General features: G+C 44.6%; 1 protein-coding gene. It reads right to left on the bottom strand.

Going from position 1 to position 516, the window contains the following annotated elements; translation table 11 throughout:
* A partial coding sequence (locus tag A3739_RS08030; RefSeq protein ID WP_255376773.1) for an acyl-CoA dehydrogenase family protein occupies window positions 1-461 on the bottom strand: 461 nt, incomplete at its 3' end.
* Window positions 462-516: the final 55 nt, after the last annotated feature.

The following is a 516-nucleotide window of genomic DNA, read 5'->3' as shown; positions in this document are numbered from 1 at the left end:
TCTGCTACGACTTCATTCCCGTAAAGTAGTAAACACGCACCCTGTAATGCTAACGCTAGCTGCTCAACGATCGTCCGAGAACGAAACTCAATATGCTCTTTGTCCTCTAGTTGTAATTTCAAATGCCTTAGGTGATCGTCAAAATATATACTTTTACCAGTTGCTTTATCGAGTTCTTCGAAGATTGCATCCAGGGTTTCCGGTGAACGCGAGATAGCTCGTAACATGTCTAAGCATTGTACGTTCCCACTTCCTTCCCAGATGGCATTAATCGGTGATTCACGAAATAAACGCGGCATTATCGTGTCTTCCATAACACCCATACCACCGATACATTCCATTGCTTCATACGCATGCGCTGGCGTACGTTTACATATCCAATATTTTCCTACCGCCGTTCCGAGACGTGCCAACATCGACTCTTTTTCATTGTCATCTGAATTCTCGAGTGCCTTCGCCATTCTCATTGTCATTAACATAGCGGCCTCACTCTCGATTGCGAGATCAGCCAATACA

Source organism: Oleiphilus sp. HI0067 (assembly GCF_001635735.1).
This window is presented reverse-complemented; position numbering and strand designations above follow the sequence as displayed.